The 25,483-nt window shown below is 60.8% G+C and carries 19 protein-coding genes; 9 read left to right on the top strand and 10 right to left on the bottom strand.

All coding sequences use genetic code 11. The features are described from left to right. The first annotated feature begins 119 nt into the window (after positions 1 to 119). From BN1118_RS08430 to BN1118_RS08410, 5 genes are all read left to right on the top strand, one after another. A complete protein-coding gene (locus tag BN1118_RS08430) occupies positions 120 to 1,907 on the top strand; it encodes a putative nucleotidyltransferase substrate binding domain-containing protein (protein WP_043555502.1) in 1,788 nt (595 codons plus the stop codon). 2 nt (positions 1,908 to 1,909) lie between these two features. Further along, positions 1,910 to 2,536 carry a 3'-5' exonuclease gene (locus tag BN1118_RS08425; RefSeq protein ID WP_043555500.1) on the top strand — a complete coding sequence of 209 codons (627 nt, stop codon included), beginning with the start codon at positions 1,910 to 1,912 and terminating at the stop codon, positions 2,534 to 2,536. A gap of 109 nt (positions 2,537 to 2,645) precedes the next feature. Beyond that, positions 2,646 to 2,957: a DUF485 domain-containing protein gene (locus tag BN1118_RS08420; RefSeq protein WP_043136310.1), complete on the top strand. Its 312-nt coding sequence runs from the start codon at positions 2,646 to 2,648 to the stop codon at positions 2,955 to 2,957. After that, the gene (locus BN1118_RS08415) at positions 2,954 to 4,609 is read left to right on the top strand and encodes a cation acetate symporter (RefSeq protein WP_043136313.1); all 1,656 of its coding nucleotides are present in this window, start codon (positions 2,954 to 2,956) and stop codon (positions 4,607 to 4,609) included. The genes BN1118_RS08420 and BN1118_RS08415 overlap by 4 nt, the downstream gene beginning before the upstream one ends. Positions 4,610 to 4,775: 166 nt before the next feature. Next, on the top strand, positions 4,776 to 6,368 hold the full coding sequence (locus tag BN1118_RS08410) for an ABC-F family ATPase (RefSeq protein WP_043555498.1): 1,593 nt from the start codon (positions 4,776 to 4,778) through the stop codon (positions 6,366 to 6,368). 196 nt (positions 6,369 to 6,564) lie between these two features. Here the strand turns inward: BN1118_RS08410 and ppiD are convergent, their stop codons facing one another. From ppiD to tig, 6 genes are all read right to left on the bottom strand, one after another. Next, positions 6,565 to 8,478: a peptidylprolyl isomerase gene (gene ppiD, locus BN1118_RS08405; RefSeq protein WP_043555497.1), complete on the bottom strand. Its 1,914-nt coding sequence runs from the start codon at positions 8,476 to 8,478 to the stop codon at positions 6,565 to 6,567. 152 nt (positions 8,479 to 8,630) lie between these two features. After that, the gene (gene hupB / locus BN1118_RS08400; protein ID WP_005315375.1) at positions 8,631 to 8,903 is read right to left on the bottom strand and encodes a nucleoid-associated protein HU-beta; all 273 of its coding nucleotides are present in this window, start codon (positions 8,901 to 8,903) and stop codon (positions 8,631 to 8,633) included. A 240-nt stretch (positions 8,904 to 9,143) separates the two neighbouring features. Continuing rightward, positions 9,144 to 11,498, bottom strand: a complete 2,355-nt coding sequence (lon, locus tag BN1118_RS08395) for an endopeptidase La (protein WP_042871570.1) — start codon at positions 11,496 to 11,498, stop codon at positions 9,144 to 9,146. Positions 11,499 to 11,639: 141 nt separating this feature from the next. Next, on the bottom strand, positions 11,640 to 12,914 hold the full coding sequence (clpX, locus tag BN1118_RS08390; RefSeq protein ID WP_042037414.1) for an ATP-dependent protease ATP-binding subunit ClpX: 1,275 nt from the start codon (positions 12,912 to 12,914) through the stop codon (positions 11,640 to 11,642). A 70-nt stretch (positions 12,915 to 12,984) separates the two neighbouring features. Beyond that, positions 12,985 to 13,608 carry an ATP-dependent Clp endopeptidase proteolytic subunit ClpP gene (gene clpP / locus BN1118_RS08385; RefSeq protein WP_042871569.1) on the bottom strand — a complete coding sequence of 208 codons (624 nt, stop codon included), beginning with the start codon at positions 13,606 to 13,608 and terminating at the stop codon, positions 12,985 to 12,987. 86 nt (positions 13,609 to 13,694) lie between these two features. Continuing rightward, complete coding sequence (gene tig, locus BN1118_RS08380) at positions 13,695 to 15,005, bottom strand: trigger factor (RefSeq protein ID WP_043555496.1); 1,311 nt, start codon at positions 15,003 to 15,005, stop codon at positions 13,695 to 13,697. Between the two features lie 428 nt (positions 15,006 to 15,433). Here tig and BN1118_RS08375 point away from each other — a divergent pair, with 428 nt between their 5' ends. Then, entirely contained in the window at positions 15,434 to 15,868 is a 435-nt protein-coding gene (locus BN1118_RS08375) for a YccF domain-containing protein (RefSeq protein WP_011898663.1), read from the top strand. A gap of 94 nt (positions 15,869 to 15,962) precedes the next feature. Further along, a complete protein-coding gene (gene yfbR, locus BN1118_RS08370) occupies positions 15,963 to 16,553 on the top strand; it encodes a 5'-deoxynucleotidase (RefSeq protein WP_043555495.1) in 591 nt (196 codons plus the stop codon). 88 nt (positions 16,554 to 16,641) lie between these two features. Here yfbR and lolE read toward each other — a convergent pair whose 3' ends face one another. Genes lolE through BN1118_RS08355 form a run of 3 tightly spaced genes read right to left on the bottom strand, consistent with a single transcriptional unit; the run spans position 16,642 to position 19,872 of the window. Further along, a complete protein-coding gene (gene lolE, locus BN1118_RS08365; RefSeq protein WP_043555493.1) occupies positions 16,642 to 17,883 on the bottom strand; it encodes a lipoprotein-releasing ABC transporter permease subunit LolE in 1,242 nt (413 codons plus the stop codon). After that, entirely contained in the window at positions 17,883 to 18,581 is a 699-nt protein-coding gene (lolD, locus tag BN1118_RS08360) for a lipoprotein-releasing ABC transporter ATP-binding protein LolD (RefSeq protein ID WP_043555492.1), read from the bottom strand. The genes lolE and lolD overlap by 1 nt, the downstream gene beginning before the upstream one ends. 55 nt (positions 18,582 to 18,636) lie before the next feature. Beyond that, positions 18,637 to 19,872 carry a lipoprotein-releasing ABC transporter permease subunit gene (locus BN1118_RS08355; protein ID WP_043555491.1) on the bottom strand — a complete coding sequence of 412 codons (1,236 nt, stop codon included), beginning with the start codon at positions 19,870 to 19,872 and terminating at the stop codon, positions 18,637 to 18,639. Positions 19,873 to 19,948: 76 nt separating this feature from the next. Here BN1118_RS08355 and BN1118_RS08350 point away from each other — a divergent pair, with 76 nt between their 5' ends. After that, on the top strand, positions 19,949 to 20,524 hold the full coding sequence (locus BN1118_RS08350; RefSeq protein WP_042871557.1) for a PilZ domain-containing protein: 576 nt from the start codon (positions 19,949 to 19,951) through the stop codon (positions 20,522 to 20,524). A gap of 9 nt (positions 20,525 to 20,533) precedes the next feature. Next, positions 20,534 to 23,998, top strand: coding sequence for a transcription-repair coupling factor (gene mfd / locus BN1118_RS08345; protein WP_043555490.1), 3,465 nt, complete (start codon positions 20,534 to 20,536; stop codon positions 23,996 to 23,998). Positions 23,999 to 24,081: 83 nt separating this feature from the next. On the opposite strand, the gene fbp is transcribed toward mfd, so the two are convergent. Continuing rightward, positions 24,082 to 25,116, bottom strand: coding sequence for a class 1 fructose-bisphosphatase (gene fbp, locus BN1118_RS08340; protein WP_043555489.1), 1,035 nt, complete (start codon positions 25,114 to 25,116; stop codon positions 24,082 to 24,084). Between the last annotated feature and the right edge of the window lie 367 nt (positions 25,117 to 25,483).

Raw genomic sequence — 25,483 nt, 5'->3', positions numbered from 1 at the left:
TATCGCCAGGTACAGCAAGGAGCCCAGTTTCCCACTGCCGCAGGCGTGCGACTAAAGTCGGCTGGCTCAGACGCTACCGCTTTGTCAGACTGACCTGACGCCACCGGCCAAGGATTGCCATGACCACCCTGTTCAACTTTGCCCGCCCGCCGTTTGACAGCCTGAGCGCCGAAGAGCGCCAGCGGCTCGCACAGAGCCTCTCCATCTGCTATTTCCGCGCGGGCCAGGTGGTGCTCAACGCCGGTGATGTCCCACCCGGCCTCTACCTCGTCATCAAGGGGGCGGTGGAGGAGTCGGCGCCTCACCACCACTTCGGTGACTACGGGGTCGATGATCTGTTCGACGTGCGCGCCCAGTTTGACGGCCGCTGTCGCCACAGCTTCACGGCGCTGGAAGATACCCTCTGCCAGCTGATCCCCCGCCACACCTTTCTGGCCCTCTGCGAGCAGGCGCCGGCGCTGGCCAGCTACTTCACCGCCAATCTGGTCGAGCGGCAGCAGCAGCAGGATCAACGGGAACAGCTGGGCCAGAAGAATCTGGCGGAATTTATCCTGACCCGCATCGAACCCGGCCATCTGCAGGCGCCGCTCGTCGTCGAAAACCGGCTCAGCCTGCTGGCGGCCACCGAGGCCATGGTGGCCAAGGGCACGGATTGCCTGCTCTACCCGGCGCCGGATGGCAGCCTGACCCTGGCGACCCGCAAGACACTGCTGCACGCCCTCACCCTGAAGGGACTGCCGCTGATGGCGCCACTCGCCGTGCTGACCCCGACACCGCTCATCGGCCTGCCGCTGGGCAGTTACCTGTTCGATGCCCTGTTATTGATGACCCGTCATCGCATCAAGCGGCTGGTCATCTGGCAACAAGGCGAGGTGGCGGGCATATTGCAACTGACCCAGGTGCTGGGGCTCTTCTCCACCCACTCCCACGTGCTGACCCTGCGCATCGCCCGGGCAGACAGCCAGAGCGCCCTGGAGGCGGTGGCCAGGGAACAGCAGCAACTCATTCGCACCCTGTTTGCCCAGGGGATCCATACCCTCTTTCTGATGAAGCTCATCGCCACCATCAACGAGCAGCTGATCGCCAAGGCCTTCGCCCTGGTGATCCCCCCCGAGGTGCAGGAGCAGGTATGCCTGCTGATGCTGGGCTCGGAGGGGCGCGGCGAGCAGATCCAGAAAACCGATCAGGACAACGCCCTGATCCTGCCGGATGGCCTGCATTGGCCAGACCGCCAGGCCGATCTGGCCGCCTTCAGCGCCCTGCTCGCGCGGCTCGGCTATCCCCCCTGCCCGGGGAAGGTGATGGTCAGCAATCCGGAGTGGGTCAAGGGTGCCCGGCAGTGGCAGGACGAGATAGAGCAGGCATGCGTGCGGGCCAGCGAGGCCGACCTGCTGTGGCTCGCCACCCTGGCCGATGCCCAGGCCATCATGGGGGATCGCCCCCTGCTCGCCCCCCTCGCTCGCCACCTGAGAGAGCGCCTGGCCGACAGGCCGGATCTGCTGGCGGAGATGGCCCGGGCAGCGGTCGCCTTCCACACCCCCCTCACCCTCTTTGGCCGGCTGGAGCAGGCCCCCGAGGGGCTGGATCTCAAGCGCGGCGGCCTCTTCCCTCTGGTGCACGGCCTGCGCGTGCTGGCCCTGGAGGCAGAAGTGCTGGAGACCTCGACCCTGGGGCGGATCGACGCCCTGGTGGCCGCGGGGCGCCTCAGCCCCGACTATGGCGCCAACCTGGCGGAAGCCTTCCGGCTGTTTGTGCGACTGCGGCTGCGCAGCCAGCTCAAGGATGGCGACAGCCGGGTGCAGGTCGCCGAACTCGCTCATGGTGAGCGGGATCTGCTGCGCCACGCCCTGCATCAGGTGAAGAAGTTCCAGCAGTGGCTCACCTTGCACTTTCGTCTGAGACAATAGGCATGTGGAACCACTGGCGACGCCGTTGGCTTGGTCGCGCCTTCCGTGAGGGAGAGTTCGCCCCGCTCTTCGCCGCACCGCCGGGCGATGAGCGGATCGCCCTCGATTTCGAGACCACCAGCCTGGATCCCGAGCGGGCGGAGATAGTCTCCATCGGCGCCGTGCGCATCCAGGGCAACCGGCTGCTGACCGGCGAGGCGCTCACCCTCAAGGTGCAGCCACCCGCCAGTCTGAGCGCGCAATCCGTGGTGATCCACGGCCTGCGCCATCAGGATCTGCAACAGGGATTGACGCTGGAAGCCGCGCTGCGCCTGCTGCTCAACTTTATCGGCCCGCGCGAACTGGTGGGCTACCACATCGCCTACGACCTGCGCATTCTCAACCTGGCCTGCCAGAGACTATGGGGGGTGACCCTGCCCCAGCGGGGCATAGAGGTGAGCCGCCTCTATCATGACAGCCTCTACCGGCGCTATCCCGACGCCGCCATCGACTTGCATCTGGCCGCCATCTGCCAGCACCTGGCATTGCCTCCCCTGCCCGTCCACGACGCCCTGAGTGACGCCATCACGGCCGCCCTCATCTACCTGCGCCTGACCCAAGGCGGGCCATTGGCTTATCCCAAAGTCTAATTGCTCATAAATAACATTTAATTCACATTTCACTTACATGAGCAGGTCTGCTGCTCGGTAGGGACCTCCCTTCATCCACCGCTGACACTCAATGTCATGGAGAACTGCAATGGAACAGCAACCTTATCTTCGGATCCAGCAAGATCCCAACTTCCAGGAGCTGATCGCCAAGCGTCAGCGCTTCGCCTGGACTCTCTCCATCCTGATGCTGGGGCTCTACCTGGCCTTTATCATGCTCATCGCCTTTGCCCCCGGCTGGCTCGGCACCCCCTTGAGCCAAGGCTCCACCATCACCCGTGGCATCCCGGTCGGGGTGGGGCTGATCCTCGCCTCCTTCGTGCTGACCGGCATCTACGTGTTCCGTGCCAACGGCGAGTTTGACGAGTTGAACCAGAAGATCCTCAAGGGAGTGCAATCATGAAAGGCAAGTCTCTGCTGTTGCTGGCCTCGCTGGCCTCTTCCCCCCTGCTGGCGGCCGACGCGCTGACCGGTGAAGTCCATCGCCAACCCCTCAACATCTCGGCCATCGTCATGTTCGTGATCTTCGTGGCGGGCACCCTGTTCATCACCTACTGGGCCTCCAAGCGCAACCGCTCGGCCTCCGACTACTATGCCGCGGGCGGTCGCATCACCGGCTTCCAGAACGGGCTGGCCATCGCCGGCGACTACATGTCCGCCGCCTCCTTCCTCGGCATCTCGGCCCTGGTCTACACCTCGGGCTACGATGGCCTCATCTATTCCATCGGCTTCCTGGTGGGCTGGCCCATCATACTGTTCCTGATCGCGGAGCGGCTGCGCAACCTCGGTAAATATACCTTTGCCGACGTGGCCTCCTACCGTCTCAAGCAGACCGAGGTGCGCACCCTCTCCGCCAGCGGCTCCCTGGTGGTGGTCGCCCTCTACCTGATCGCCCAGATGGTGGGGGCAGGCAAGCTCATCGAGCTGCTGTTCGGCCTGCAATACCACGTCGCCGTGGTGCTGGTCGGCATACTGATGGTGCTCTACGTGCTGTTTGGCGGCATGCTGGCTACCACCTGGGTGCAGATCATCAAGGCGGTGATGCTGCTCTCCGGTGCCAGCTTCATGGCCATCATGGTGATGAAGTCCGTCAACTTCGACATAGGCGCCCTGTTCAGCGAAGCGGTCAAGGTGCATGAGAAGGGCATCGCCATCATGAGCCCCGGCGGTCTGGTGGCCGATCCCATCTCCGCCATCTCGCTCGGTCTGGCCCTGATGTTCGGCACCGCCGGCCTGCCCCACATACTGATGCGCTTCTTCACCGTGAGCGATGCCAAGGAAGCGCGCAAGAGCGTGTTCTACGCCACCGGCTTCATCGGTTACTTCTACATACTGACCTTCATCATCGGCTTTGGCGCCATCCTGCTGGTCAGCACCAACCCGGCCTTCAAGGATGCCACCGGCGCCCTCTTGGGCGGCACCAACATGGCGGCCATTCACCTGGCCGATGCGGTCGGCGGCAGCCTGTTCCTCGGCTTCATCTCGGCCGTCGCCTTCGCCACCATACTGGCGGTGGTCTCGGGCCTGACCCTGGCGGGCGCCTCGGCGGTTTCCCACGACCTCTATGCCAGCGTCATCAAGAAGGGCAAGGCCAACGAAACCGACGAGCTGCGCGTCTCCAAGTACACCACAGTGGTGCTGGGAGTGGTCGCCATCGGTCTGGGGATCCTGTTCGAGAAGCAGAACATCGCCTTCATGGTGGGCCTGGCCTTCTCCATCGCGGCCAGCTGCAACTTCCCTGTGCTCTTCCTCTCCATGTTCTGGTCCCGTCTGACCACCCGCGGCGCCGTCTACGGTGGCTGGCTCGGGCTGGTCAGTGCGGTCAGCCTGATGATCCTGGGCCCGACCGTGTGGGTGAAGGTGCTGGGCCATGCCCAGGCCATCTTCCCCTACGAGTACCCTGCCCTCTTCTCCATGGCAGTGGCCTTCATCGGGATCTGGCTGTTCTCGGTCACCGACAAGTCGCAGAATGCGGCCGACGAGCACGCCAAGTTCCTGCCCCAGTTCGTCCGCTCACAAACCGGGCTGGGCGCCTCCAGCGCCACCGCCCACTAAGCGCGGATCCCCTTTTGCAAGCCGGCCCAGTGCCGGCTTTTTTCATGGTCGCCCATCATGAGCGGCAACCTATGCGCAATGGGGGCGGATCACAGTTCTTGCTAAAACTTTCGGGGGATCTGTGCCATAATGCGCGCCATTTGGCAGACAACCCGGGACACATCCTTTGTTAAGCAGCAACAATATCACCATGCAATTCGGCGCCAAGCCGCTGTTCGAGAACATCAACGTCAAGTTTGGCGGCGGCAACCGCTATGGCCTGATTGGCGCCAACGGCTGTGGCAAGTCCACCTTCATGAAGATCCTCGGTGGCGACCTTGAGCCCACTGGCGGTAATGTGAGCCTGGACGTCAATGAGCGCATCGGTAAGCTGCGCCAGGATCAGTTCGCCTACGAAGAGATGCGCGTGCTGGACGTGGTCATGATGGGCCACAACGAGCTGTGGGCCGCCATCGCCGAGCGCGATGCCATCTACGCCAACCTGGAAGCCACCGACGACGACTACATGAAGGCCGCCGAGCTGGAAGGTCTGGTCGCCGAGTATGACGGTTACACCGCCGAGGCCCGCGCAGGCGAGCTGCTGCTGGGTGCCGGCATTCCCATCGAGCTGCACAACGGCCCCATGAGCGAAGTGGCGCCGGGCTGGAAGCTGCGGGTGCTGCTGGCACAGGCACTGTTCTCCAACCCCGACATCCTGCTGCTGGACGAACCGACCAACAACCTGGACATCAACACCATTCGCTGGCTGGAGCAGGTGCTCAACGATCGTGAAAGTACCATGATCATCATCTCTCACGACCGTCACTTCCTGAACTCCGTCTGTACCCACATGGCGGATCTGGACTACGGCGAGCTGCGCGTCTACCCCGGCAACTACGACGACTACATGACGGCGGCCACCCAGGCCCGCGAGCGTCTGATCTCCGACAACGCCAAGAAGAAGGCCCAGATCGCCGATCTGCAATCCTTCGTCTCCCGTTTCAGCGCCAACGCCTCCAAGTCGAGCCAGGCTACCTCCCGCCTCAAGCAGATCGACAAGATCAAGATTGAGGAAGTGAAAGTCTCCAGCCGTCAGAACCCCTTCATCCGCTTCGAGCAGGAGAAGAAGCTGTACCGCAACATCCTGGAAGTGGAAGGCGTTGCCAAGGGCTATGGTGAGGCGCCCCTGTTCAAGGGCCTGAGCATGATGCTGGAAGTGGGCGAGAAGGTCGCCATTCTGGGTACCAACGGTATCGGTAAATCCACCCTGATCAAGACCCTCATGGGCGAGCTGGCACCGGACAGCGGCACCATCAAGTGGTCCGAAAACGCCCAGATCGGCTACTACGCCCAGGATCACGCCGAGGACTTCGACACAGATCTCAACGTGTTCGACTGGATGGCCCAGTGGAAACAGGCCAACGAAGACGAGCAGGCGGTGCGCTCTGTGCTGGGTCGTCTGCTGTTCACCCAGGACGACATCAAGAAGCCAGTCAAGGTACTCTCCGGTGGCGAGCAGGGTCGCATGCTGTTCGGCAAGCTGATGATGCAGCGTCCCAACATCCTGATCATGGATGAGCCGACCAACCACCTGGACATGGAATCCATCGAATCCTTGAACCTGGCGCTGGAGATGTATCAGGGCACCCTGATCTTCGTCTCCCACGACCGTGAGTTCGTGTCGTCCCTGGCGACCCGCATCATGGAGCTGACCGAGAACGGCATCCGCGACTTCGGCGGTACCTACGAGGATTACCTGCGCACTCAGGGCGTGGTATAAGCCTCGCCAGCCAGGCGATTGAATAGAAAAAACCGGCAAGCGATTGCCGGTTTTTTTATGGCCGGGCTGACGATCAAGCTTGCTCTGCACTGCAACGCAGCCAACGCAGCCAACATAACGACCCCAGCACCAATCCTGCAGATAAAAAAACGGCCCCATCACGGGGCCGTTTTCAATGGGTTGCAACCGGTCGGGTTTATTCGACTGTGGCTTCCACATCGGTGAAGTACTCGATCTTGGCAGCTTTGCGCAGCTCGTCGATCAGCGACTTGTAGCTCACCTGAGCCTTGCCCTGGCCAAGCTGGCCTTGCAGCAGGCTGACCATCTGGGATGGCTCCTTGGTCACGTTGACCTTGTCCAGGGCCACCACGACGCGATCGCCATTGGCTTCGGTCACCAGCTCGACGCTCGGCTTGCCATCCTGCGGATGAGGCATGCGGAACGCCTGTGCCAGCAGGTTCTGATCCATCTCCTGAGTGAAGCGGGCAACGCCCTTGTGCGTCTCCACCTTCAGACCTAGTGCAGTCAGATCGGCCTGGATGTTCTCACCGGCCTTCAGCTTGTCCAGCAGACCCTGCGCCTTGCCACGGGCCACTTCACTGGCCTTGTCGTGCTTGATGGCAGCAATCACCTGCTCCTTGATCTCCGCCAGCGGTTTGGCCGCTTTCGGTTGATGGCCGGTGATGTGCATGACCAGGGCCTTGCCATCCGCCAGCTCGATCACGTCGGAGTTGGTGTTGTCATCGCGCAGCTGCTCGGAGAAGGCCGTGGACAGCGCCTTGGGATCATTGAGCGGTGCCGGCGCATCGGCCTGACTGAAGTAGTCAGAGGAGATGACCTTCAGACCCATGGCATCGGCGGTCAAGTCCAGCGAATCCGGGTTCTCGAAGCTGCTGTCGGCCATCTTCTGCTGCTCGGCAAAGAACAGCTCCTTGGCCTTGTCAGCTTGCAGACGGCTGATGGTCTCCGCTTTCACATCGGCAAACGGCTTGGTCTGGGCCGGTTCAACCCCCAGCAGCTTGATGACGTGGAAGCCGAACGGGCTCTTCACCACGGTGGAGAGATCGCCCGCCTTGGCCAGCGCGAAGGCCGCCTTCTCGAATGCCGGATCCATCACCCCTTTCTCGAACCAGTCGAGCTCACCGCCCTTCTTGGCGGAGAAGGTGTCGGAAGAGTTGGCCTTGGCCAGCGCGGCAAAATCATCGCCCCCCTTGGCCTGTGCCAGCAGGGCGTCAGCCTTCTGCTCGGCCGCCTTCTCGTCCTTGCCAAACGGGATCAGGATATGCGCCACGTGACGACGCTCGGCACGCTGGAACAGGTCCTGGTGCTGATCGTAGTAATCCTGGGCATCCTGCTCGGTGACCTTGATATCCTTGCCGAGGGTAGCGGCATCCAGCAGCAGATAGTCGACCTTGACCTTCTCGTCGTTCATGAAACGGGCGCTGTTGGTCTTGTAGTACTGATCCACTTCCTCATCGGAGACTTGAACATCCCCCATGTAGGCGGCGGCAGCCAGACGTACCAGGCGCAGATCCCGGGTCTGGTTGTAGATCCGGTCGAGCTGCTCGGCTTCACCCTTGAGTGCAAATTCGGAGCCAAGCAAGGCGCCCATCAGCTGCTGACGCACCATGTCCTGGCGCAGGGAGTCACGGAACATCTCGGGGGTCATGCCGGCACGACGAATGAGCTGCAGGTAGCGGTCATTGTTGAATTTGCCATCTTCGGCAAACTCCGGCATGGCGACGATGGCCTGCTTGATCTGCTCGTCGCTGACGCGCAGACCCAGCTCGCGGGCCTTGCTGTCAAACAGGGCCTGATCGATCAGCCGGTCCAGCACACCGCGGCGGAACTGCTTCATGTAATCGGGATTGGCGGCCAACTGGCTGAAAGACTCCCCCATTTGGGATTCCATGCGGGCCCGCTCGTTGCGATAGGCATTTTCCAGCGCAGCCGAACTGATCTCATTGCCGTTGACGGTGGCGGGGGCGGTACGTGCCGGGCCATTGAGGTAGCTACCTACACCGGCCAAGGCAAAGGAGAGGATGATCAGGCCCAAGATAACCTTGGCTACCTTGCCCTGCGCCCCTTCGCGTAGTTTATCCAACATCATGTTTGTACTTATGCTCCCGTACTCGATGGGCGTAAATAATGAAAAGGCGCACCGATTGCGATGCGCCTTGGTCAATCAGTATGAGGGAGAGCCCTCTCACTTGTCTGGTCTGCGACCAAGGACGGTGGCCGATGTGATATCAGCGCCCGGACTTAGTTGACAGCGTCTTTCAGGGCCTTACCGGCTTTGAAGGCAGGAACTTTACCAGCGGCGATTTCGATGGTCGCGCCAGTTTGCGGGTTACGGCCAGAACGGGCAGCACGCTCGCGCACGGCGAAAGTACCGAAACCCACCAGAGCAACCTGGTCACCCTCTTTCAGGGCTTCACCAACGGCGTCAATGAAAGCATCCAGCGCACGGCCAGCAGCGGCTTTGGAGATATCAGCACCGTCTGCAATCTTGTCAATCAGTTGAGATTTATTCACTCTTATATTCCCCTTTTATCGAACATCGCTGCGGCGCCGATTTCCCTGGCCACAACAAGTGGAGGTTTTATAGCAAGCCTCCTGATCAGTTGCAAGTGACAATCTAGCGCAAACCCGCGCCACATCACGCATTGCGACTCATCATGAGTACCCGATCGGTGGTCAAGGCTACTTCCGTTACCCGGCGCATGCAAGCCTTAACCACCCCCCGAATGCGCCAAATTTGCGGCGCATCAACATTTACACGACAGAAACGCGCTCAAACCCCTGCGGATTGTCCTGCAACGCCAGTTCCAGCACCTCGTCAATCCAGCGAACCGGATAGATTTCAAGGTCTTGTTTGACGTTGTCCGGGATCTCCTCGAGGTCCCGCTCGTTCTCTTTCGGGATCAGCACACGCTTGATACCACCGCGATGCGCCGCCAGCAACTTCTCTTTAAGACCGCCGATGGGCAAGACTTCGCCGCGCAAGGTGATTTCCCCCGTCATGGCCACATCAGCACGGACCGGATTGCCGGTCAAGCTGGAGACCAAAGCGGTACACATGGCGATACCGGCACTCGGACCGTCTTTCGGGGTCGCTCCTTCCGGCACGTGCACGTGGATATCGCGCTTCTCGTAGAAGTCCGCATTGATGCGCAGCTTGTCGGCACGGGCCCGCACCACCGTCATGGCGGCCTGGATGGACTCCTGCATCACGTCACCGAGCGAGCCGGTGTAGGTGAGCTTGCCCTTGCCCGGCATATTGGTGGTCTCGATGGTGAGCAGATCGCCGCCCACTTCGGTCCACGCCAGACCACAGACCTGACCTACCTGGTTCTGGTCGGTAGCCTTGCCGTAATCGAAACGCTGTACCCCGAGGAACTCCTTGAGGTTGGCCTGATTGACCTGAACATGCTTGATGCTCTTGTCCAGCAGGATGCGCTTGACCGCCTTGCGACAAATCTTGGAGATCTCGCGCTCCAGATTCCGCACCCCCGCCTCGCGGGTGTAGTAACGGATCACTCCGACCAAGGCAGAATCTTCGATGGTGATCTCGGACTCTTTCAGGCCGTTGCGCTGGATCTGCTTGGCAACCAGATGCTGCTTGGCAATGTTGAGCTTCTCATCTTCGGTGTAACCGGAGAGACGGATCACTTCCATCCGGTCCAGCAGCGGACCCGGGATGTTCATGGAGTTGGAGGTGGCCACGAACATCACGTCCGACAGGTCATAATCCACTTCCAGGTAGTGATCGTTGAAGCTGTTGTTCTGTTCCGGATCCAGCACTTCCAGCAAGGCGGAAGCGGGATCGCCGCGCATGTCCGAGCTCATCTTGTCGATTTCATCGAGCAGGAACAGCGGGTTCTTCACGCCAACCTTCGCCATCTTCTGGATAAGCTTGCCTGGCATGGAACCTATGTAGGTACGACGGTGACCACGGATCTCCGCCTCGTCACGCACACCGCCGAGCGCCATGCGCACGTACTTGCGGCCGGTCGCCTTGGCGATGGACTGGCCCAGCGAGGTCTTGCCCACACCGGGAGGCCCGACCAGACAGAGGATGGGGCCCTTGAGCTTGTTCACCCGCGCCTGCACCGCCAGATACTCGAGGATGCGATCCTTGACCTTCTCCAGGCCAAAGTGATCCGCGTCCAGCACCTCCTGCGCCTTGCCAAGGTCTTTCTTGACCTTGGAGCGCGCCTTCCACGGCACCTGCACCATCCAGTCCACGTAGCTGCGCACGACGGTGGCTTCGGCAGACATGGGGGACATCATCTTCAGCTTGGAGAGCTCGGCCTGGGCCTTGTCACGGGCCTCCTCCGGCATCCCCGCCTCTTCAATCTTGCGATTGAGGGCTTCGAATTCATCCGGGCTGTCTTCCAGCTCACCCAGCTCTTTCTGGATGGCCTTCATCTGCTCGTTGAGGTAGTACTCGCGCTGGCTCTTCTCCATCTGCTTCTTGACGCGAGTGCGGATGCGTTTCTCGACCTGCAGCAGGTCAATCTCCGACTCCATCATCGCCATCAGAAACTCGATGCGCTCGGACACAGAGGCGATTTCCAGCACCTTCTGCTTGTCTTCGAGCTTGAGCGGCATGTGCGCGGCCATGGTATCGGCCAGACGCGCAGCGTCGTCGATCGCCGAAATCGAGGTCAGCACCTCGGGCGGGATCTTCTTGTTGAGCTTGATATAGCCTTCAAACTGACCGATGGCGGAGCGTACCAGCACATCCTGGTCCTTCTCCTCGATGGCGGTGGAGGCGATGTACTGCGCCTCACCGACGAAGAAATCCTTGTCATCGATCATCCGCTCAAGACGGGCACGCTGGCCACCCTCCACCAGCACCTTGACGGTGCCATCCGGCAGCTTGAGCATCTGTAGAATATTGGCCACTGTCCCGACGGAGAAGATCTCCTCCACCGTTGGCTCATCGGTTGACGCATCCTTCTGGGCCACCAGCAGAACTTTCTTGTCCTGCTCCATGGCCGCTTCCAGACAGCGAATGGATTTTTCCCGCCCCACAAAGAGTGGAATGACCATGTGGGGGTAAACCACCACGTCACGAAGAGGCAGGACGGGAATCTCGATGCGTTCTGAACGCTCTAGGTTCATATATGTCCTCTCGGCTTGTTATACCGTTGGCAAAGCGCTTGGCTGAGTATATGGGGGCGCAGAGATGAGATTCAATCGCCGAAACCGTAAAAAGCATGAAAGGGGCAAAAAGCCCCTTTCATTTGATTAAAAATCAGACTGTTACTCTGATGCAGCGGCCTGGGTCTCGGGATTTTCGTAGATCATCAAGGGCGCGGAGTCCCCTTTGATCACCGTCTCGTCGATCACCACCTTGCTGACGCCATCCAGGGAGGGCAGGTCATACATGGTATCGAGCAGCACGGCTTCCACTATGGATCTCAGACCACGGGCACCGGTTTTCCGCTCCATCGCCTTGCGCGCAATGGCGTTCAGGGCGTCGTCACGGAACTCCAGCTCCACCCCTTCCAGATCGAACAACGCGGCATATTGCTTGGTCAGCGCGTTTTTCGGCTCTTTCAGGATCTGGATGAGGGCAGCCTCGTCCAGCTCGGTCAGGGTCGCGACCACAGGCAGACGACCGATGAACTCGGGGATCAGACCGTATTTGATCAGATCTTCCGGCTCCACCTTGGCAAAGTTCTCGCTCAGGGTCGCTCTGGCATTCTTGGATTTGACGTCAGCGCCAAACCCTATGCCGGTGCCCTTGACGGAGCGCTGCTCGATGACCTTGTCCAGACCGGCAAAGGCGCCACCACAGATGAAGAGGATCTTGGAGGTATCGACCTGCAAGAACTCCTGCTGCGGATGCTTGCGTCCACCTTGCGGCGGGACGGAAGCAATGGTGCCTTCGATCAGCTTGAGCAGGGCCTGCTGCACCCCTTCCCCGGACACGTCGCGGGTGATGGAGGGGTTGTCTGACTTGCGGGAGATCTTGTCGATCTCGTCGATGTAGACGATGCCACGCTGGGCCTTCTCTACGTCGTAGTCACACTTTTGCAGCAGCTTCTGGATGATGTTCTCCACGTCTTCGCCCACATAACCGGCTTCGGTCAGGGTGGTGGCGTCGGCCATGGTGAAGGGCACATCCAGCAGACGAGCGAGTGTCTCGGCCAGCAGGGTCTTGCCGCTACCGGTCGGGCCAATCAGCAGAATGTTGGACTTGCCCAGCTCCACACCACCGGCTTCGCTGCTGTTGCGCAGACGCTTGTAGTGGTTGTAGACGGCGACGGCCAACACCTTCTTGGCATATTCCTGCCCGATCACATAGTCATCCAGGTGAGCACGGATTTCATGAGGGGTCGGCAGCTCGCTACCATCACGCTTAGGAGAGATCTCACGGATCTCTTCGCGGATGATGTCGTTGCACAGCTCGACACACTCATCACATATGTAGACGGAAGGGCCAGCGATCAGCTTGCGCACTTCATGCTGGCTTTTGCCGCAAAAAGAGCAGTAGAGCAGCTTATCACCCTCACCCTTGCGTTTTTCTGTCATTCAGCAACCTCGTTTTATCAATAGAGGATGGATCGTCCTGTTGAGTTTACAACAGTCCGGGACACCCTGCTCAGCCGCGCTGGCTCAGGATACCGTCTACCAAGCCATAGGCCACGGCTTGATCAGCCGACATGAAATTGTCACGGTCAGTATCACGCTCTATGGTGGCCATGTCCTGCCCGGTGTGGAAGGCCAGACGATCGTTCAGGGTATTCTTGATCTTCAGGATTTCCTGGGCATGGATCTGGATGTCAGATGCCTGGCCCTGGAAACCGCCCAACGGCTGATGGATCATCACGCGGGCATTGGGCAGGCAGAAGCGCTTGCCCTTGGCACCACCGGCCAGCAGGAAGGCACCCATGGAGCAGGCCTGCCCCATGCAAACTGTGCTGACATCCGGCTTGATGAACTGCATGGTGTCATAAATGGACATGCCGGCCGTGACGGCACCACCCGGAGAGTTGATGTAGATGCTGATGTCCTGATCAGGATTCTCTGACTCCAGAAACAGCAGCTGAGCTACCACCAGATTCGCCATATGATCTTCGACCTGACCGGTCAGGAAGATCACCCGCTCCTTCAGCAGACGAGAATAGATGTCGTAGGAACGCTCCCCTTTTGCAGTCTGCTCTACCACCATGGGGATGAGCGCATTGCGTGGGGATTCAGTCACATCGTTATAGTTCTTGTACATAAGGCATTGTCCCTAAAATAAAATGGCCCGAGTGGAGATCACACGAGCCATTATACTTAACAGTCTTGACCTTAAGTCAAATGTTCTTAGGCAGCGGCACCGGACTTGTTGATCACTTCGTCAAAGGCAACTTCTTTCTCGCTCACTTGCGCCTTGGACAGGATCAGGTCGATGGCTTGATCTTCAACCGCCAGATTGCGCACGCCATTCAGCATTTGCTCATTCTTCTGGTAGTACTCGATCACTTCCTTCGGATCTTCGTAGGCAGTGGCCATGGACTCGATGATGCTGGTCACGCGGGCATCGTCAGCCTTGATCTCGTTGGTGCGGATGACGTCACCCAGCAGCAGACCTACGCGAACACGACGCTCGGCCTGGGCCTGGAACAGCTCGGCCGGCAGCTCAGGTGCGTTGCCGCCCTGGAAACCACCGAAACGCTGCAGGGCCTGTTGACGCAGGGTATCGATTTCCTGAGCAACGGCAGCCTTCGGCAGATCGATCTGGTTGGCTTCAACCAGGCCGTTCAGCACTTGCTCTTTCACGCTGTTTTTCAGGGCTTGAGCCAGTTCGCGCTCCATGTTCTTGCGCACTTCGGCTTTCAGCTCTTCAACGTTGCCGCTCTCGATGCCGAAACGCTTGACGAACTCTTCGGTCAGCTCAGGCAGGATCTGCTCTTCAACCTTGTTCAGCTTGGAGGCAAACTTGGCCGCCTTGCCTTTCAGGTTTTCGGCGTGGTAGTCAGCCGGGAAGGTCACGTCGATGGTGAACTCGTCGCCTGCTTTCTTGCCCATGATGGCGTCTTCGAAGCCAGGGATCATGCGGCCGGCACCCAGTACCAGGTTGAAGCCTTCGGCTTTGCCGCCGTCGAACTCTTCACCGTCGATGGAACCGATGAAGTCCATGGTCACACGCATGCCATCGGCAGCGGCGGCATCAACATCAGCCCAGGTGGCGTGCTGCTTGCGCAGGGTGTCGATCATGTTGGCCAGATCTTCATCCTTGACGGTCGCAACCGGCTTCTCGACCTTGATGGTCTCGAGGCCAGCCACTTCAAACTCGGGGTACACTTCGAAAGTGGCGCTGAATACGAAGTCCTGACCTTCCTGGATCTCTTTCGGATCCATGGTCGGGGCACCGGCCGGGCTCAGTTTGTTTTCGATGATGGCCTTGATGAAGTTGCTCTGCATCATTTCATCAGCAACGCGAGCGTGAGCCATGGCACCGAACATCTTCTTGATGATGGTCACCGGAGCCTTGCCAGGACGGAAACCGTCGATGCGACGGGTTTTGGCCAGGCCATTCAATTCTTTACGCACGGCAGCGTCAACGGTAGCAGCCGGTACAGTGATGGTAAGACGGCGTTCCAGACCCTGGGTTGTCTCTACAGAAACTTGCATTCTTTTACCTCGTTCAACTCAGCACTGTGTGCTGACCCTTATTGCCCCTGGGCAAAGCCCGGAGTCTTCCTGTTTATAAAGACAACGACTGTCTTTGTGATGAGAAAATATGACGCGACATTATAGCGGCGCACTTTGGTCGAGTCGAGCCACACATCCCCCAACGGGGGTGCCGATGGCACAATTCGCGCAAATCTGACTCTTATATGGGGAAGCCCAGGCCCGACTTCAAGCGCGCAATGCACAAGAATTTGCACTTGCTCACCTTTTTTCGCGCAAAGGCCTACTTTTTCACCTCATTTCCCGCTAAAAAGCCACCCGGCTCGCAGGCTGCGACCCAAATTGTCCACCCCATCACATCAACCATTGCGTCCATGGCTGCTGCTCGCTATGGTGACAGCCAAATTTATGAGTCTGGAGTGACCAACATGGCCTTTTTCCGCTTCTTGTTTAACCTGCTCTGGTTTGTACTGGGGGGCGTCTTCATGGGGCTGGCCTGGTGGCTGGCCGGGCTGCTCTGCTTTGTCTCGCTGATCGGGATCCCCTGGGGGCGCGCCTGCTTCGTCATCGGCACCTTCACCTTCTTCCCGTTTGGCAAGCAGGCGGTGAGCCGCAAGAGCATGACGGGGCAGAGTGACATAGGCACAGGCACCCTGGGGCTGATTGGCAACATCCTCTGGTTCCTGGTGATCGGGATCTGGCTGGCCATCGGCCACATCGCCTCGGCGCTGGCCTGCTTCGTGACCATCATAGGCATTCCGTTCGGCATCCAGCACCTCAAGCTGGCGCTGATTGCCCTGGCCCCCATAGGTCAGATGGTGGTGACCAACCACGAAGCCGAATCCGGTCGCTACATTCGCTGAACACCACGAAAATCGCACAGGCAAGCTGCCTGCGCCGCAAAAAAAGGGCAGACTAGGGTCTGCCCTTTTTCATTGCCACCGTCCGAGGCCAGCCATGCTTCCCAGCCACTTCTTCGCCAATCTCGCCCGCATGAAACTCATCTATCGCTGGCCGCTGATGCGCAACATACAACCCGAAAACATCGCCGAGCACAGCCTGCAGGTAGCCATGGTGGCCCACGCCCTCGGGCTCATCCACAATCGGCTGTTTGGGGGCAAGATCGATGCGGATCGCGCCGCCGTGATGGCGCTCTATCACGACAGCAGCGAGGTGTTGACCGGCGATCTGCCCACCCCGGTCAAGTACTTCAATCCCGAAATTGCCCGGGAGTACAAGAAGATAGAGCTGGCCGCCGAGCAGCGTCTGCTGGCCATGCTGCCGCCGGAACTGGTGGAGGATTTTCGCCCCCTGCTGGACTCGGGCGCGCAGGATGCCGAGCTGGCCCGGTTGGTGAAGGATGCCGATACCCTCTGCGCCTACACCAAGTGTCTGGAGGAGATCAATGCCGGCAACCGGGAATTCGAGCCAGCCAGGAAACGCCTCGAAGCCATGCTGGAGGCAAGGATGAGCCCGCAGATGCGCTACTTCATCGACGTCTTCGTGGCCAGCTTCTCGCTGCCGCTCGATGAGCTCAACGCCCACTAAGTCAGTCCAAACGACCAGAAAACAGCAGGGCCCGCCGGTTTGCACCGGCGGGCCCTTCGTTCTTTATCAGCCAATCAGCTGTCGTACATCAGTGTCCCAGCTCCCGGGACGGCACCAGACCACTCGCCCGCCAGGCGGGGTAAAGCGTCGCCAGCAGGCTCATCAGCATGGCCGCGCCGGTCACGATCAGCAGATCCTGCATGTGCAGTTCGGTCGGCAGGAAGTCGATGAAGTAGATGTCGGGGTTGAGGAACCTGTGGCCTATCAGCCCCTCGATGAAGCTCAGGATCTGGGTCAGCTTGCTGGAGAGCAGGCCGCCGAGCAGGGCCCCGAGCAAGGCGCCGAGCACCCCGTTCACCATGCCCTGAATGACGAAAGTGAGCCGGATCTGGCCCGGGCTCGCTCCCATGGTCTTCAAGATGGCGATCTCGCTGCGCTTCTCGTTCACCGCCATCACCAGGGTGGAGACTATGTTGAAGCAGGCCACCGCCACCACCATCAGCATCACCACGTACATGACGGTACGCACCATCTGGATGTCCTGATAGAGATAGCCCTGGCGGCTCATCCAGCTGCTGATATAGACGTAGTGCGGGAATTTCTGGGCGGCGGCCACAGTAATGGACTGCGCCTTGAGCACGTCGTTAACCTTGAGGCTGAAGCCCTCTACAGCGCTGCCCATGCCGGTGATGGCCTGGGCATCGGCCAGGTGCATGAAGCCCAGCACGCCATCTAATTGGCCGCCGATCTCCAGCAGTCCCACCACCTTGAGGGATTCCCGTTTCGGGTTCTTGATGGCGGACGCATCGCCCGCCTGGGGCAGCAAGAGGGCGACCGTATCCCCGATCGTGACCCCCAGCTTGTCGGCTATGGTCTTGCCGAGAATGAGCCCGTGTTCGCCGGCCTGCAGCTCGCGCAGACCGCGCCCCGTCATGTACTTGCCCGCATCGGACAGATTGGCTTCGAGCTCGGGCAGCACGGCGCGCACCTGCAATCCCTTGAGGGCATTGCCGTGCTCCAGCAGCCCATCGAGCCGGATGACGGGCGCGGCGGCTTCCACGCCGGGCTGGGCCAGCAGGTAGTCTCGCAACTTGGGCCAATTGGGCAGCGGCGCCTCCATCCCCATCAGCTCACCATGAGGCACCACTGAGAGCACCCTGTCTTTGAGCTCCCGCTCAAACCCGTTCATGGCAGACAAGCCCAGAATGAGCGCCATCACCCCGAGGGCGATACCGATGAGAGAGGAGGCGGAAATAAAGGCGATGAAGCCGTTGCGACGACGGGAGCGGCTGTAACGCAGGCCCAGAAACAGGGGCAGCGGTTTGAACATCAGGCGACCTCCGCCATGATGCCGCTCACCAGGGTCACCCGCCGATGGAGCTTGGCAGCCAGGCTGAGATCATGGGTAACCACCACAAATGCCGTGCCCAGCTCGCGGTTGAGCTCGCACAAGAGCTCATAGACGGCGGTGGCACTGGCGTGATCCAGGTTGCCGGTGGGCTCGTCCGCCAACACCAGGCTCGGCTCGTTGACCAGGGCACGGGCGATGGCCACCCGCTGGCGTTCGCCACCCGAGAGCTCGGAGGGTCTGTGATTCAGGCGATGGGAGAGCCCCACCCGCCCCAGCATGCGCGTCGCCTTGTCGGTGGCGCTGGCCACAGACTCGCCGGCGATCAGCAGCGGCATGGCGGTGTTCTCCAGGGCGGTGAACTCGGCGAGCAGGTGGTGGAACTGGTAGACGAAGCCCAGCTCCTGATTGCGGAATCTGGCCTGGGTGCGGCTGTCCCAGTGATGGATATCCTGCCCCTTGAACAGCACGGCGCCGCTCGACGGGTTGTCCAGCGCCCCCATCAGGTGCAGCAGGGTGGTCTTGCCCGAGCCCGAGCTGCCCACCACCGCCAGCATTTCGCCGGGGGCGACGGACAAGTCGATCCCCTTGAGCACCTGGGTCTCCAGCTCGCCCTCTTTATAGACATGATTCAGTGCCTGGCAACGCAGCAGAGGTTCACAGGAGAAGGGTTCATTCATAAAGGGAGCTCCACTTACACCGGTAATCTCACCGGAGGTAACAATAGAAGATGAATTATTCATAACGCAGCGCCTCGGCCGGTTTCACCCGCGCCGCACGGGCTGCAGGGTAGAGAGTGGCGCTGAAGCTGAGCAGCACGGCCCCCAGCAAGATGGTGATGACCTGAGCCGGCTCCACTATCACCGGCAGACCGCTGCCACCGGCCGTCATGTAGAGGTTGAGCCCCACCGCATCGAGCAGAGGGTTGAGGCCGAGCGAGAGGCCGAGCCCGGCCAGACCGCCGAGCAGGGCGCCGATCACACCGCTGGAGGCACCGAGCACCATGAAGATCTTGACTATCCCTGCCTCGCTCATGCCCATGGTGCGCAAAATGGCCACCTCCCCTTCCTTGTCGGTGACCACCATCACCAGCGCGGAGAGGATGTTGAAGGTGGCGACCGCGATGATCAGCACCAGCATCAGCCCCATCATGCGCTTCTCCATGGCGACAGCCTGAAACAGCTCGCCGCGCTCGCGGCGCCAGTCCTGCCACTCCAGTCCGTCCGGCAGCGCCGTCTTTATCACCTGATCGGCGGCGAAGGGATCGTCCAGCCAGAGCCGAATGCCGCCGACGGTTTCTGTCGGCAGGCGCAGCAGGCGCTGGGCATCCCCCAGCGCGATCAGCGCGACCTGGCTGTCCACGTCGGCACCAACCCCGAAGATCCCGGAGACGGTAAACAGCCGCTGGGCCGGCACCCGGCCAAAGGGGGTGAAACGGGTGCCTTCGGTCAGGATCAGACGAACCTGATCGCCCATGGAGACCTTGAGGTGATTGGCCACCCCCTGCCCCAGCACTATGTGGTATTCACCGCGCTGCAGGCTGTCGAGGCGTCCCATCTGCATCTGGGCATGCAGTATGTCATCCTTTGGCCAGCGGGCCGGATCTATGCCCTGCACACTGACGCCGGTGAGCTGACCCGGGCTCTGCAGCATACCTTCGCTGTCGAGCATGGGGGCGCTGGCGATCACATGGGGCAATTTGGCCAGATCGGGCAAGCCTGCGGGCTGGGCGTCGATGCGGCCAGCCTGATTGGTCACCACCACATGGGGGATCACCCCCAGGATGCGCCCCTTGAGCTGCCCCTCGAAGCCGTTCATCACGGAGATGACCACCATCAGGGCCGCGACCCCGATGGCGATACCAAAGGTGGAGAACAGGGAGATGAATGAAACGAAGCGGTTACTGCGTCGTGAGCCTGCGTAGCGAAGGCCTATGGCCAGCGACAGCGGCTGAAAAAGTCCAGTCTTCAAGGATATCTACGTTGCCAACAAAATAAGATACCGGATAATAAAGGGAAACCGTCCATGACAACAAGGGATAGCCTCCATGCAGGAACAGTTCTTCAGCGTCACCCATGCCACCCCGGTCAATGTGATCCCCATGCCCGGTGACTTTCATCTGCCGACGCTGGAGGCACTGGAAGCCGAACTGCCCGAACCCTTTCGCATCGCCTCCTCCATCACCTCCATCGACATGGTGACCAGTCGCCTGATGCGCAACCAGAACGAGTCGATGCACGACCTGGTGGAGATAGTCAATCAGCAGTCCCGCAAGATCGACATGATCATGGGCTATGTGCTGTCGGTGCAGGATCACCCAGAGCATCGCTTCCACACCCTGCGCTTTGGCGCCGGCCAGCTCACTTACCTGCATCCACGCCAGGGCCATGGCGAGCCGCCGCACCTGCACCAGATAGTGCGGCTCAAAATCTTCCTGCGGGAAGAGGCCTCTGCCATCTACTGCTATGGCCAGGTCAAGCAGCTGGAACCGAGCGAGCACGGCATGCACGTGGTGCTCGACTATGTGCGGATCCGCGAGGATGACCGCGAACTGCTGGTGCGTGCCAGCCTGCATGTCCAATCCAAGCAACTCAAATTGCGTGCTCAAGACCGTCAACGTTAAAAGAATCGAATGATGCCAATGAAGCTTCCCGCCTTGCCCGCCAAGGCGGGCCAAAAGTTAACGCTCGGCCAGTTGACAGGCAGCAGCCTCTCGCTGGTTGCCGCCCGCCTCACCCAGGAGGCCGACCGCCCCGTCCTGCTGGTGACCGCCGATACCCCGAGTGCCCTGCGCCTCGAGCAGGAGCTGCAGTTCCTGCTGGCAGATCAGGGCTTGCCTGTGCTGATGTTCCCGGACTGGGAGACCCTGCCCTACGACACCTTCTCCCCCCATCAGGACATCATCTCCCAGCGCCTGGAGACCCTCTACAAGCTGCCGCAGATGAGCGCCGGCGTGCTGATTGTGCCCATCTCCACCCTGATGCTGCGCTGCGCCCCCCGGGTCTATCTCGACAAGTACAGCCTGATGGTGAAGGCCGGTCAGCGTCTCAACCTGCAACAGTTGCGCGGGCGCCTGGCCGAAGCCGGCTACGTGGCGGTGGAACAGGTGCTGGAGCACGGGGAATTTGCCGCCCGTGGCTCACTGCTCGATCTCTTCCCCATGGGCAGCAACAGCCCCTATCGCATCGACTTTTTTGATGACGAGGTGGACTCCATACGCCCGTTCGATCCCGAGACCCAGCGCTCCAGCGAACCGGTCAAGACGGTCAGCCTGCTGCCGGCCCGGGAGTTTCCCACCGACGAGGCCGCCATTGAGCTGTTTCGCGGCCAATTTCGCGAACAGTTCGAGCTGTCGCGCGCCGAGGGCTCCGTCTATCAGGAGGTAAGCAAGGGTCGCTGGCCCGCCGGCATCGAATACTATCTGCCGCTCTTCTTCAGCCAGACCGCCAGCCTGTTCGATTATCTGCCGGACAACACCCTGCTGCTCACAGTGGGGGATATCTATCCCGCGGCCCAGCGGTTCTGGAACGACATAGGCCAGCGCTATGAGGACAGACGCTGGGACAACACCCGCCCGCTGCTGCCCCCTCAACAGATCTACCTGCCGGTGGAGCAGCTGTTTGCGGCGCTGGGCCACTATGGCGCCGTGCGGTTGCAGGAGGCTGCCACCGACGGCGGGGCCGGCCAGCGGGATCTCCCCATAGCCCCCCTGCCCGACCTGCAGCTCGATCACAGCAAGGAGCAGCCCATGCTGGCGCTGGGCCAGTTCCTGGACAGCTTCACGGGTCGCACCCTGTTTGCGGTGGAATCCGAAGGGCGCCGGGAAGTGCTCGGCGATCTGCTGGCACGCATATCCTTGCAACCCAAGGAGTTCGCCTCCCTCGATGCCTTCATGGCGAGCAAGGCGCGCCACGGCCTGCTGGTGGCGCCACTGGAGCGAGGCTTCCTGCTGCAGGAGAGCGGCAAGGACGCGCTCGCCCTCATCACCGAAACCGAGCTGCTGGGGGGCAAGGTCCGCAGCAAACGCGCGCGGGAGAAGAGCAAGAACCTGAGCTCGGACGCCGTGATCCGCAACCTCGGCGAGCTGACCCAGGGCCAACCTGTGGTGCACCTGGATCACGGGGTCGGCCGTTATCTCGGGCTCGAGACCATAGATGCCGGCGGTCTGCCCACCGAGTTCCTGACCCTGGAATACGCCGGTGGCGACAAGCTGTTCGTGCCGGTGACCAGCCTGCATCTTATCAGCCGTTATACCGGTTCGGATAACCCGCCCAGCCACAAGCTCGGCGGCGAGTCCTGGGTCAAGGCGCGGCGCAAGGCGGCGGAGAAAGTGCGCGACGTGGCGGCCGAGCTGCTGGATGTGTACGCCCTGCGGGCGGCCCGTCACGGTTTTGCCTTCCAGCACGACAGGGAGGCCTACCGCCAGTTTGCCGCCGGTTTCCCGTTCGAGGAGACAGAAGATCAGCTCAACGCCATCAACGCTGTGCTGGGGGACATGTGTCAGGCCAAGAGCATGGACCGGCTGGTGTGCGGCGACGTGGGCTTTGGCAAGACGGAAGTGGCGATGCGGGCCGCCTTCGTGGCGGTCCATGGCGGCAAGCAGGTGGCCGTGCTGGTGCCGACCACCTTGCTGGCCCAGCAGCACTACGACAACTTCCGCGATCGCTTCGCCAACTGGCCGGTGCGGGTCGAGGTGTTGAGTCGCTTCCGCTCCGCCAAGGAGCAGAATGCCGTCATGAAAGAGCTGCGCGAGGGCAAGGTCGACATCATCATAGGCACCCACAAACTCTTGGGTTCAGAGCTCACCTTCAAGGATCTGGGGCTGCTGGTCGTCGATGAGGAGCACAGATTCGGGGTACGCCAGAAGGAGAAGATCAAGGCGCTGCGCGCCGACGTGGATATCCTCACCCTCACGGCAACGCCGATCCCGCGCACCCTCAACATGGCGATGGCCGGCATGCGGGATCTCTCCATCATAGCTACCCCGCCCGCCAAGCGGCTCGCCATCAAGACCTTCGTGCGCCAACAGGAGCCCGCGGTCACCCGCGAGGCCGTGCTGCGTGAACTCAAGCGCGGCGGCCAGGTCTATTACCTGCACAACGACGTGGAGAGCATCGAAAAATGCGCCAGCGATCTCGCCGAGCTGGTGCCCGAGGCGCGCATCGGCATCGCCCACGGCCAGATGCGCGAGCGCGATCTCGAGCGAGTCATGTCGGACTTCTACCACCAGCGCTTCAGCCTGCTGGTCTGCACCACCATCATAGAGACCGGCATAGACGTGCCGAGTGCCAACACCATCATCATGGACCGCGCCGATCATCTGGGGCTGGCCCAGCTGCACCAGCTGCGGGGCCGGGTTGGCCGCTCCCACCACCAGGCCTATGCCTACCTGCTCACCCCCCATCCCAAGCTGATGAGCAAGGATGCGGTCAAGCGGCTCGAGGCCATCGCCTCGCTCGAAGATCTCGGTGCCGGCTTTGCGCTGGCGACCCACGATCTGGAGATCCGCGGCGCCGGCGAGCTGCTGGGCGACGATCAGAGCGGCCAGATCGAATCTGTCGGCTTCACCCTCTACATGGAGATGCTGGAGCAGGCGGTCGAGGCGCTGAAAAATGGCAAGGAGCCGTCGCTGGAACAGCTGATGAGCCAGCACACCGAAGTGGAGCTGCGCCTGCCGGCCCTGCTGCCGGACGACTACATACCGGACGTCAACATGCGCCTCTCCATGTACAAGCGCATCGCCAGCGCGGCGGACGAGCAGGAGCTGCGCGAACTCAAAGTGGAGCTGATTGACCGCTTCGGCCTGCTGCCGGAGGCAACCAAAACCCTGATGGAGCTGGCCGCCTTCCGCCAGCGCGCCACGGCGCTTGGCATTCGCCGGGTGGAGATGAGCGAGCGCGGCGGTTACCTGGACTTCACCCAGGAGACCCGGGTCAACCCTGGCTATCTGGTCAAGCTGCTCTCCGAACAGCCGCGCATCTACAAGATGGATGGGCCGACCCGCTTGCGCTTCCAGGTACCGACCCAAGACCGCGCCATGCGCCTGAAACTGGTGGATGGCTTGCTGGCGGATCTTGCCAGCCATACCAGTCACTGAGGCAAGCGACCTCACCCAAACAAAACGGGAGCCAAATTGGCTCCCGTTTTTTATCTGCTCATCGCAGGCACGGCATACGGGCATCAACCCTGACTGGCAGGATCCTCATGGGCGGAAAACTCCCGCATGAAGGCCTCGGCCCGCTCCACCATCTTGGTGGAACCGACGAAGTAAGGGGTGCGCTGGTGCAGTGCTGTGGGCTGCACATCCATGATCCGGCCGAAACCGTCGGACGCCTTGCCACCGGCCTGCTCCACCAGAAACGCCATGGGGTTGCACTCATAGAGCAGACGCAGCTTGCCGTTCGGAGAATTGGTGCCGGACGGATAGATGTAGATGCCGCCCTTGAGCAGGTTGCGATGGAAATCGGAGACCAGTGAGCCGATGTAGCGGGAGGTGTAGGGTCTGTGGGTCGCCTCGTCCCGCTCCTGGCAATATTTGAGGTACTTTTTCACCCCGTCCGGGAACTTGATGTAGTTGCCCTCGTTGATGGAGTAGATCTTGCCCTCCTCCGGGATGCGGATGTTCTCGTGGGAGAGGCAGAAGCAGCCGATGGAGGGGTCGTAGGTGAAGCCGTTGACGCCAAAGCCGGTGGTGTAGACCAGCATGGTGGAGGAGCCGTAGACCACGTAACCGGCGGCGACCTGGCGGTTGCCCGGCTGCAGGAAGTCTTCCAGGGTAACACCGGCACCGGGCGTGCTGACGCGGCGGTAGATGGAGAAGATGGTACCGACCGAGACGTTGACATCTATGTTGGAGGATCCGTCGAGCGGGTCGATCAGCACCACGTATTTGGAGTGACGGGAGAGCTCGGAATCGAAGGAGACGAAATCCTCCTCCTCTTCAGACGCCATGCCGCACACTTCACCGCGTGCCTCCAGCGCCGCCTTGAAGCGCTCGTTGGCGTACACATCCAGCTTCTGCTGCACCTCGCCCTGCACGTTTTCAGCACCCATGGAGCCGATGATGTCTGCCAGCCCCGCCTTGTTGATCTCCCGGTTCACCACCTTGGCGGCCAGGCGGATGGAACTGAGCAATGAGGTCAGCTCCCCGGTCGCGGTGGGATAATCCGCCTGCTTTTTGACGATGAACTCGCCCATGGTGATCATGTTTCGCATTATTGTTCCTTTAAGATCGTTTCCGTTGGCTTTGAAAACGTTTGCACGCGTCAACAAAAAAAGTGCCGATCCTCGGCAGCCTTGTTTTGTAACCTAATGTAACGCCTGTTTTTTGTTTTTGCAGCGAATTAAGCCGCTGGATAAATGCGCACCCTGGCCGTCAAGCCCTTGTCAAAACCCCCTTTAATCGGTGCCAATCGGTAACTTTCACCATGTTAATTCGTGGTGAAAAGTCACGAACAGGCCGCCATGGTGGGTGCAACAGCCCACTTGGCCCCCTATCTGGGTAGCGGACGGCAAGGTCAGCGTCCCCCTCTTGAGATCTCCAGATCAATCCAGCACACTGGCCAGGCTTTGGAAGCAAAAA

The sequence above is a fragment of the Aeromonas bestiarum genome, assembly GCF_000819745.1.
Taxonomy (GTDB): domain Bacteria; phylum Pseudomonadota; class Gammaproteobacteria; order Enterobacterales; family Aeromonadaceae; genus Aeromonas; species Aeromonas bestiarum.
This window is presented reverse-complemented; position numbering and strand designations above follow the sequence as displayed.

Bases quoted from the DNA above. Each gene is read 5' to 3' on its own strand.
- lolE (WP_043555493.1), bottom strand. From the start codon at position 17,883: ATGTTCAAACCGCTGCCCCTGTTTCTGGGCCTGCGTTACAGCCGCTCC.
- BN1118_RS08415 (WP_043136313.1), top strand. From the start codon at position 2,954: ATGAAAGGCAAGTCTCTGCTGTTGCTGGCCTCGCTGGCCTCTTCCCCC.
- BN1118_RS08425 (WP_043555500.1), top strand. From the start codon at position 1,910: ATGTGGAACCACTGGCGACGCCGTTGGCTTGGTCGCGCCTTCCGTGAG.
- BN1118_RS08375 (WP_011898663.1), top strand. From the start codon at position 15,434: ATGGCCTTTTTCCGCTTCTTGTTTAACCTGCTCTGGTTTGTACTGGGG.
- lon (WP_042871570.1), bottom strand. From the start codon at position 11,498: ATGAACCTAGAGCGTTCAGAACGCATCGAGATTCCCGTCCTGCCTCTT.
- fbp (WP_043555489.1), bottom strand. From the start codon at position 25,116: ATGCGAAACATGATCACCATGGGCGAGTTCATCGTCAAAAAGCAGGCG.
- BN1118_RS08420 (WP_043136310.1), top strand. From the start codon at position 2,646: ATGGAACAGCAACCTTATCTTCGGATCCAGCAAGATCCCAACTTCCAG.
- lolD (WP_043555492.1), bottom strand. From the start codon at position 18,581: ATGAATGAACCCTTCTCCTGTGAACCTCTGCTGCGTTGCCAGGCACTG.
- yfbR (WP_043555495.1), top strand. From the start codon at position 15,963: ATGCTTCCCAGCCACTTCTTCGCCAATCTCGCCCGCATGAAACTCATC.
- tig (WP_043555496.1), bottom strand. From the start codon at position 15,005: ATGCAAGTTTCTGTAGAGACAACCCAGGGTCTGGAACGCCGTCTTACC.
- mfd (WP_043555490.1), top strand. From the start codon at position 20,534: ATGATGCCAATGAAGCTTCCCGCCTTGCCCGCCAAGGCGGGCCAAAAG.
- clpP (WP_042871569.1), bottom strand. From the start codon at position 13,608: ATGTACAAGAACTATAACGATGTGACTGAATCCCCACGCAATGCGCTC.
- clpX (WP_042037414.1), bottom strand. From the start codon at position 12,914: ATGACAGAAAAACGCAAGGGTGAGGGTGATAAGCTGCTCTACTGCTCT.
- BN1118_RS08430 (WP_043555502.1), top strand. From the start codon at position 120: ATGACCACCCTGTTCAACTTTGCCCGCCCGCCGTTTGACAGCCTGAGC.
- ppiD (WP_043555497.1), bottom strand. From the start codon at position 8,478: ATGATGTTGGATAAACTACGCGAAGGGGCGCAGGGCAAGGTAGCCAAG.
- BN1118_RS08350 (WP_042871557.1), top strand. From the start codon at position 19,949: ATGCAGGAACAGTTCTTCAGCGTCACCCATGCCACCCCGGTCAATGTG.